Source organism: Variovorax sp. P1_H2, from assembly GCF_056405295.1.
Genome location: NZ_JBFUCJ010000102.1, coordinates 19,966 through 27,512 on the forward strand (window position 1 = coordinate 19,966; position 7,547 = coordinate 27,512).

A 7,547-nucleotide genomic window follows, 5' to 3' on the forward strand; every position below is an offset into this window, starting at 1 on the left:
CCATGACCGACGTCATCCTGGTGCTGAACGCGGGCTCGTCGAGCATCAAGTTCAGCGCCTTCGCGATGCGGGGCCAGGCGCTCGATCTGGTCCTGCGCGGCCAGGTCGAGGGGCTCTTCACCGCGCCGCGTTTCGCGGCCGTGGACGGCCAAGGCGCGGAGGTCGGCGCCAAGGCGTGGGGCGAGGGGGTCGAGCTGGGGCATGCGGGCGCCATCGGCCACCTGGCGACCTTCCTGCGGGAACACCGCGAAGGCTACGAGCTGGCCGCCGTCGGCCACCGCGTCGTCCATGGCGGACTGGGGTTCTCGCAGGCGACACGGGTCACGCCAGAGGTGGTCTCGGCGCTCCAGACGCTCATTCCGCTGGCCCCCCTGCACCAGCCGCACAACCTCGAGGCCATCGAGGTGGTCGCGAAGCAGCGGCCGGACCTGCCCCAGGTGGCCTGCTTCGACACGGCCTTCCATCGCGCGCAACCCGAGGTGGCCCAGGCCTTTGCGCTGCCCTCCGCGATCACCGCCCTCGGCGTGCGGCGCTACGGCTTCCACGGCCTGTCCTACGAGTACATCGCCAGCGTGCTGCCGCAGTTCGATCCGAAGGCGGCGGCGGGCCGGACGATCGTCGCGCACCTCGGCAACGGCGCCAGCATGTGCGCGATGTCCGCCGGCCGCAGCCTCGCCAGCACCATGGGATTCACTGCGGTCGACGGATTGCCGATGGGCACGCGCAGCGGCAATCTGGATCCGGGCGTGATCCTCTACCTGCTGGACGAAATGCGGATGGATGCGCGCGCGGTCGAGGAGCTGATCTACAAGAAGTCCGGGCTGCTGGGCGTCTCCGGCCTGTCGAGCGACATGCGGGTGCTGCTGGCCAGCGACGACGCCCGCGCCCGCTTCGCCATCGATCTCTATGCCTACCGGATCGGGCGCGAACTCGGATCCCTGGCTGCCGCGACGCAGGGCATCGACGCGCTGGTGTTCACCGCCGGGATCGGCGAGCACGCAGCGGCGCTGCGCGAGCGCGTCTGCCGCGACGCGGCCTGGCTCGGCGTCGAGCTCGATGCGCAAGCCAACCGGTCCGACGGGCCGCGCATCAGCACGACGTCGAGCAAGGTCTCGGCATGGGTGATCCCCACCAACGAGGAGTGGATGATCGCCCGACATACCCACCATGTGATCGCTTCAGGGAGTGACGATGACCATTGAATTGCCACGCCCGCTGCTCAAGGGCGCCAAGGTGCTGGTCTGCGGGATCGCCAACGAGCACTCGATCGCCTACGGCTGCGCAGCGGCCTTCCGCGAGCTGGGCGCCGATCTGGCCATCACCTACGCCGGCGAGAAGGCGAGGGTCCATGTCGAGCCGCTGGCGACCGCCCTCGAGGCGCCGATCCTGATGCCGCTGGACGTCTCCAAGGCCGGCGAGCTGGAAGCGCTGTTCCAGCGGATCGAGAGTGAATGGGGCCGGCTCGACGTGGTGGTGCACTCGATCGCATGGGCACCGAAGGAGGACCTGCAAGGGGGCCTGCTGCAATGCTCCGCCGAGGGCTTCGCCCAGGCGATGGACGTCTCGTGCCATTCCTTCGTGCGGATGGCCCGGCTGGCCGCCCCCCTGATGAAGGACGGCGGCACGATGTTCACGATGTCCTACCACGGCGCCAACAAGGTGGTCCCCAACTACAACGTGATGGGGCCGGTCAAGGCCGCCCTCGAGGCGTCGGCCCGCTACCTGGCCTACGAGCTCGGCCCCCAGGGCATCCGGGTGCACGCGATCTCCCCCGGTCCGCTCAAGACCCGGGCGGCCGGCGGGCTCAAGGACTTCGACCTGTTGCTCACCGAAGCGGCGCAGCGCGCTCCGCTCGGCGAGCTGGTCGACATCATGGATGTCGGCTTCACCTGCGCGTTCCTTGCGACGCCTTACGCGCGGCGGCTCTCGGGTGAAACGCTGTACGTCGACGGCGGCGTTCACATCATGGCGTAGCAAATTCAGCTTCCAAGGAGATTCGAGATGGCACGGCTGTTGTTGGGAAATATCGAAAGCGACACCACCGACGAGGAGGTCAAGGCCTTCCTGGTGAAGTACGGGTTTCCGGCCTTCGACGAAATCCAGCATGTCCCGGGCGACGGCTCGCGGCCTGCGGTGGTGCTGACCTTCCGCGATGTGCATCCGGATGGCCTGCGCAAGCTCAAGGAAAGGATCCACGACATGTACTGGAGGAAGGGCCGGATCAATGCGCAGATCCTGAGCGACGACTTCGCCTGACCACGCTGGAGAAACGCGCCATGGGACTCATCGGCCGCCTGTTCGGCGACAAGGAAAAGCACGCGCCGCGGGACGAGGAAGTCGAACGCATGATCGCTCGCGTCATCGACCTGAGCCCGCGGCTGCGATTGGCGCAAGGCCATGAAGAGCGATTGAGGTCGGCGATCGCCCAGGCGGCGGAACACCTGCGCGAACTGGTGGCCGGATTTCCTTCGCCGCATGCGTTGAGCCCGGCAAGCTGGGGCTCCGACTCTTATATTCGCGCGTTTTTCGGCGCTGCGGACGATGTCGGACCCACACTCGGCCGCTCGACGGAACTGGCCAGCTTGCTCGATCAGCAGCCGGGCCTTTCGGAGGCCTATGCCGTGCTCGGGATGGCGATGAACGAACGCCGCACGCTGGGCGTTGCGCAGGAAGGCGATGTCATGCGCTCGGATGTCGCGCAGACCACAGTAAGCTTCAGCGATCACCAGATCAGGATCTGCGGCGCGACGGAGGCCGAGCTCAGGCAGGAGATCCGGCGCCGGATGGTCGACCAGCTGGCGATCGAGGCGCTGGCCGGGATCGCCGCGGACACCGTCCGTCGTGACGACCTGGAGCAGGAGCGCGCGCTGGTCGCGGCCCGGTTGCGGCTGCTGGGGCGGCAAGGGGTCGGCATGCAATCGGTGCTCGGCGGCGACGCCGAGGTTGATGCCGGCGAATTGGCGCGCCTGCGCGCGCAGCGTGAGGAGAACGACCAGGCGCTCAAGAGCCTGGGCTCGCGTGCCGAGGCGCTGGACCGCCAGCTCGACCGCATGTGCGAGGTGTTCGCGGACGCCCGGAACCTGATTCGCGTCACCCCGAGAACCCTGCGCCTGAGCCGGATGAACGTCGTTCTCCCGGCGCAGGGCACGGAGGATGGCCACACGCTCGATCTGGAGATCGCCCGGGTCCCGGGCGACCCGCCGAGCGAGCGCGCGTTCGCGCTGGTACGGGTGGCCAGGGTCGACGTACCGAAGCCCCGGAACCTGCTGGACGAAGCCGCGAGGCTGCTGTGAGTTGAAACAACCGATGGAGGCAATCATGTCGAAGACCGAGAAGAAGGAACACCAGGGAAAGACCGCCCACAAGGACGACGCCCATGAACCGGCCCCGCAAGCGAGCGAAGACGACGCCAAGACCTCGGCGCACAAGCCGCTGTCGAGAAAGGAATACGACAAGGAGATGCGGGCGCTCCATGTCGAGCTGGTCAAGCTGCAGCAGTGGGTGCAGCACGCCGGGCTCAAGGTCTGCGTGCTCTTCGAGGGGCGCGACGGTGCGGGCAAGGGGGGCACGATCAAGGCGATCACCGAGCGCGTCAGCCCGCGGGTGTTTCGCGTCCTCGCGCTGCCGGCCCCGACGGAGCGCGAGAAGTCCCAGATCTATCTGCAGCGCTATATTCCCCATCTGCCGGCCGCGGGCGAGGTCGTGATCTTCGACCGCAGCTGGTACAACCGCGCCGGCGTCGAGCGCGTCATGGGGTTCTGCACCGATGCCCAGGCCAAGGCCTTCCTCGCCGCGACGCCCCTGGTGGAGCGGGCGATCATCGATTCCGGCGTGATCCTGCTGAAATACTGGCTCGAGGTCAGCCCCGAGGAGCAGACCCGCCGGCTGGAGGCCCGCATCGAGGACGGGCGCAAGGTCTGGAAGCTGACGCCGATGGACCTCAAGTCCTACAGCCGCTGGTACGACTACTCGCGCGCCCGCGACGAGATGTTCAAGGCCACCGACCTGCCGACGGCGCCGTGGTTCATCGTGCGCTCCGACGACAAGAAGCGCGCGCGCCTGAACCTGATCAAGCACCTGCTGGCGCACGTGCCCTATCAATCCGTGCCGCGCGAGAAGGTCAAGCTGCCGAAACGGCAGGGGCGCAGCGACTACCAGGAACTGGATCATCCGTTCCGCTACGTCMCCGAGGTCTTCTAGCCATGGACGACCCGGCGGACTCCCCGTTGGCCCCGGCTCTTCCGGCGACCGTGCTGCTGCGCGATGGCCGCCGGGTGAGCGTGCGCGAGATCCTTCCCGGGGACAAGGAGGGACTGCAGGCCGCCTTCGAGCGCATGTCGCCGGACTCGCGCTACACGCGCTTCATGGCGACGATGCGGGAGATCCCGGACACCCTGCTCGAGGCGGCGACGCACCCGCGGCCGGACCGGGAGTTCGCGCTGGTCGCGGTCGCGGGAGAGGGCCCCGGCGAAGCCATCATCGGCGGGGCGCGCTATGCCTCGGAGCGCGGCAGCGACAACTGCGAGTTCGCCATCGCGATTGTCGACGGCTGGCAAGGCCAGGGCCTGGCGCCGCGGCTCATGGAGACGCTGATGGCAGCGGCCGAGGCGCATGGATTCCGGTCCATGGAGGGCTATGTCCTGTCGGCCAACGCGCCCATGCGCGGGCTCGCCAAGCGCCTCGGCTTCCATGAATCGCAGTGTCCCGGCGACGCCACCGTGCGGGTGGTGAGGCGCGCTCTCGGCCCGGGCCATTGAGCGCGCTCAGGCATCTGCCTGTCCCGGCTCCGGAGCCTCGTCTTCCCAGTCTTCCCAATCGACCGGGTGGCTGCGCAGGTAGCCCCGCACGGCTTCGCCGAGCGTCGGGTAGAAACGCTCGGCGCCCAGGCGCGCGAAGAGGCCGAAGCGCTTGAGCTTGTCCTTCACCGGATCCTTCATTTCGGCGAAATTCAGCTCGATGCCCTCGGCGAGCAGTGTGTCGTCGAGTTCCGCGAGGATGTCGGCGGCGGTCACGTCGACGCTCGTCACCGGTTCGGCCGCGACCACGATCCGGCGCACCGGCGTGGGTGCGCTCGCCACCGCCGCCAGCACCTGGTCGCGGAAGAACTCCGCATTCGCGAAGAAGAGGGGCGCATCCCAGCGGAACAGCACCAGGCCCGGAATGCGGCTGGCCTCGGGGTAGCGCTCGATGTCGTGATAGCCCTTGATGCGGTCGACCCGTCCGAGCACGGCGGAATGGGGACGCCAGCCGTCCCAGAGGAATTCGATCACCGCGATGACGACCGCGATGCCGATGCCGGGGATCGCACCGAACAGCGCGACGCCGGCGAGGCAGACCATCGAGAGCCAGAACTCCCACTGCTGGATGCGATAGATGCGGCGCAGGTCGGCGACCTCGATGAGGCCGATGGCCGCCGCGATGACCACGGCCGCGAGCGCCGCGCTGGGCAGGTCGCGCAGCAGGTTCGGCGCCACCAGCAGCAGCGCCGTGATGGCCAGGGCGCCGACCACACCGGTGAGCTGCGTGCGCGCGCCGGCGGCCTCGGCCACCGGGGTGCGCGATGCGCTGCTGCTGATCGGCATGCCCTGGAAGAACCCGGCGGCGAGATTGGCGGCGCCGAGGCCGATCATTTCCTGGTTCGGGGCGGGCGGCGTGCCCATCCTCGCGGCGTACACGCGCGCCAGCACGCTGGTGTCGGCGAAGGACACCAGCGCCACGGCCAGGCCGCCGAGCAGCACCGGCGTGATGTCGGCCACGCCGATGACCGGCAGGCGGGGTGCCGGCAGGCCCTGGGGCAGGGCGCCCAGCACCGAGATGCCGGCGCGTGCGGCGAGGTCGAACGCATGGGTGGCCACCGTGGCCACCACGACCGCGAGCAGCACGGCCGGGACCCGCGGCAGCCGCGACAGGGCAAGAATGGCCGCGAGCGTTGCGGCTCCGATCGCGAGCGCGGTCGAATTCGGCTTGCCGGCCAGCAGGCCCTGGGCAAAGGCCCAGAGCTGGCGATGCGGGCCTTCGGCGTCGACCGAAAACCCGAACAGCTTCGGCATCTGGCTCACGATCACCGTGAGCGCGATCCCGTTCATGTAGCCATAGCGGATCGGCTTCGAGAGCAGCTCGGTCACGAAGCCGAGCTTGGCGAGGCCGGCGCAGATGCAGACCACGCCGGAGACGATGGCCATGGCGCTCGCGAGGGCGATGGCACGCAGGGGATCGCCCGCGGACAGCGGCGCCACGACCGCCAGGATCAGGGCCGCGAGTGCCGAGTCGGGGCCCAGCACGAGGATCCGGCTGGGCCCGAACAGCGCGTAGGCCAGCAGCGGAACGATGGTCGCGTAGAGGCCGTAGATGCCGCCGACGCCCGATGCCTCGGCATAGGCGATGCCGACCGGCACCAGCATCGTGGTCAGGACCAGGCCGGCTACGAGGTCATGCCGCAGCCAGGTGAGTTCGTAGGAACGCAGCGTCCGCCAGCCCGGCAGCCAGCGCAGCGGGGACGGGCCCTCGCTGTCCCGGGGAGTGTGGTTCACGGCGGATCCCCGAGATGTCCGGCGGCGGCAGCCAGGCGCAACTCAGCTTCCGGGCACGATCGCCTTGCGCCAGCCCGGATCCGGATCGAAGCGGGTCAAGGCGCGCGCGGCGGCGTCGCTGCCCGGCCCCAGGTCCTTCTCGTAGACGATGCCGTCGTGGCTGACCAGGAAGCTCATCACGCCCGTCTCGCCGTAGCGCACGGGCCATGCGACGAGCGCGAAGCCGCCCCGCATCCGGCCGCCGATCACGTAGTCGTAGGCGCCGCCCGGTGCGTCCTTGCCCTGGGCCTTGAGGATCTTGAAGTGGTAGCCGTGGTAGCCCTCGCCGGCCGTGCGGGGGGCATACAGCGGCCCGAGCGGGCTCTCGTCCTGCCCGGCGGCGTCGGGCCAGTACAGGCCATCGTGCTTGCCGGGTGAACTGGCGAATTTCTGTGCGTACTCGAGCACGCCGTTGCCGTCCCGGTCCTTCTGCGCGTATTCCTTCTGGGCATCGAAGTAGGCCAGCGCCGCCTGCATGGCGGCGAGCTCGTTGCGGCCGATGCGCCGGCTGCGCATGGCGTCGGCGCCCGCTCGCGGATCGAAGCGCCAGCCGGCGGCGCTCTTGACGATCGGCACCGGCAAGGTCCAGTCGCCTTCGCCGGCCGCAAGCACAGCCTTGCCCGGATTCTCGAGAATGACCTGGTGCCGCTTGGCCCAGGCGCCGAGAAAGGTGTAGACGTCTTCCGCGTCGATGCCGGCTGGCGGAACGAAGCGCCGCCAGTCGGGCCCGAGCACCGTGCCCAGGGCGGCGTTATCGACGCGCGAAACGGCATCGACGAAGGCTTGCGCGGCCGCCTCCGGTGTCGGATAGGCGCGCTGCGCGAACGAAGATCCCGAGGCGAGCGAGAGCGTGATGGCCACGGCCGCCGCGAAGCGCTTGAAGGTGAAGGGGTTCAGGAGCGAAGTCCCGAAGCGCTGGAGTGGTGTCGATTGCGCCATGTATGTCTCCTGTCAGCGGCCACGGCCGCCGCCGCCCCC

General features: G+C 69.1%; 8 protein-coding genes. 6 read left to right on the forward strand and 2 right to left on the reverse strand.

Annotated features, from left to right (window positions below):
• Positions 1-2 precede the first annotated feature (2 nt).
• Genes AC1D2E_RS27065 through AC1D2E_RS27090 form a run of 6 tightly spaced genes read left to right on the forward strand, consistent with a single transcriptional unit; the run spans position 3 to position 4,757 of the window.
• Positions 3-1,202, forward strand: coding sequence for an acetate/propionate family kinase (locus AC1D2E_RS27065; RefSeq protein WP_478200251.1), 1,200 nt, complete (start codon positions 3-5; stop codon positions 1,200-1,202).
• The gene (gene fabI, locus AC1D2E_RS27070) at positions 1,192-1,974 is read left to right on the forward strand and encodes an enoyl-ACP reductase FabI (protein ID WP_478200252.1); all 783 of its coding nucleotides are present in this window, start codon (positions 1,192-1,194) and stop codon (positions 1,972-1,974) included. The genes AC1D2E_RS27065 and fabI overlap by 11 nt, the downstream gene beginning before the upstream one ends.
• 27 nt (positions 1,975-2,001) lie before the next feature.
• Positions 2,002-2,256: an RNA-binding protein gene (locus tag AC1D2E_RS27075; protein ID WP_478200253.1), complete on the forward strand. Its 255-nt coding sequence runs from the start codon at positions 2,002-2,004 to the stop codon at positions 2,254-2,256.
• A 20-nt stretch (positions 2,257-2,276) separates the two neighbouring features.
• Complete coding sequence (locus tag AC1D2E_RS27080) at positions 2,277-3,293, forward strand: hypothetical protein (protein ID WP_478200254.1); 1,017 nt, start codon at positions 2,277-2,279, stop codon at positions 3,291-3,293.
• Between the two features lie 25 nt (positions 3,294-3,318).
• On the forward strand, positions 3,319-4,200 hold the full coding sequence (gene ppk2, locus AC1D2E_RS27085) for a polyphosphate kinase 2 (protein WP_478200255.1): 882 nt from the start codon (positions 3,319-3,321) through the stop codon (positions 4,198-4,200).
• Between the two features lie 26 nt (positions 4,201-4,226).
• Complete coding sequence (locus AC1D2E_RS27090) at positions 4,227-4,757, forward strand: N-acetyltransferase family protein (RefSeq protein WP_478200256.1); 531 nt, start codon at positions 4,227-4,229, stop codon at positions 4,755-4,757.
• Positions 4,758-4,763: 6 nt separating this feature from the next.
• On the opposite strand, the gene AC1D2E_RS27095 is transcribed toward AC1D2E_RS27090, so the two are convergent.
• Together AC1D2E_RS27095 and AC1D2E_RS27100 are read right to left on the reverse strand one after the other, a co-directional pair.
• A complete protein-coding gene (locus AC1D2E_RS27095; RefSeq protein ID WP_478200257.1) occupies positions 4,764-6,530 on the reverse strand; it encodes a SulP family inorganic anion transporter in 1,767 nt (588 codons plus the stop codon).
• A 42-nt stretch (positions 6,531-6,572) separates the two neighbouring features.
• Positions 6,573-7,508 (reverse strand): DUF2950 domain-containing protein, encoded by a 936-nt coding sequence (locus AC1D2E_RS27100; RefSeq protein WP_478200258.1) that lies wholly within the window; start codon positions 7,506-7,508, stop codon positions 6,573-6,575.
• Positions 7,509-7,547 lie beyond the last annotated feature (39 nt).

Bases quoted from the DNA above. Each gene is read 5' to 3' on its own strand.
- AC1D2E_RS27065 (WP_478200251.1), top strand. From the start codon at position 3: ATGACCGACGTCATCCTGGTGCTGAACGCGGGCTCGTCGAGCATCAAG.
- fabI (WP_478200252.1), top strand. From the start codon at position 1,192: ATGACCATTGAATTGCCACGCCCGCTGCTCAAGGGCGCCAAGGTGCTG.
- AC1D2E_RS27080 (WP_478200254.1), top strand. From the start codon at position 2,277: ATGGGACTCATCGGCCGCCTGTTCGGCGACAAGGAAAAGCACGCGCCG.
- AC1D2E_RS27100 (WP_478200258.1), bottom strand. From the start codon at position 7,508: ATGGCGCAATCGACACCACTCCAGCGCTTCGGGACTTCGCTCCTGAAC.
- AC1D2E_RS27075 (WP_478200253.1), top strand. From the start codon at position 2,002: ATGGCACGGCTGTTGTTGGGAAATATCGAAAGCGACACCACCGACGAG.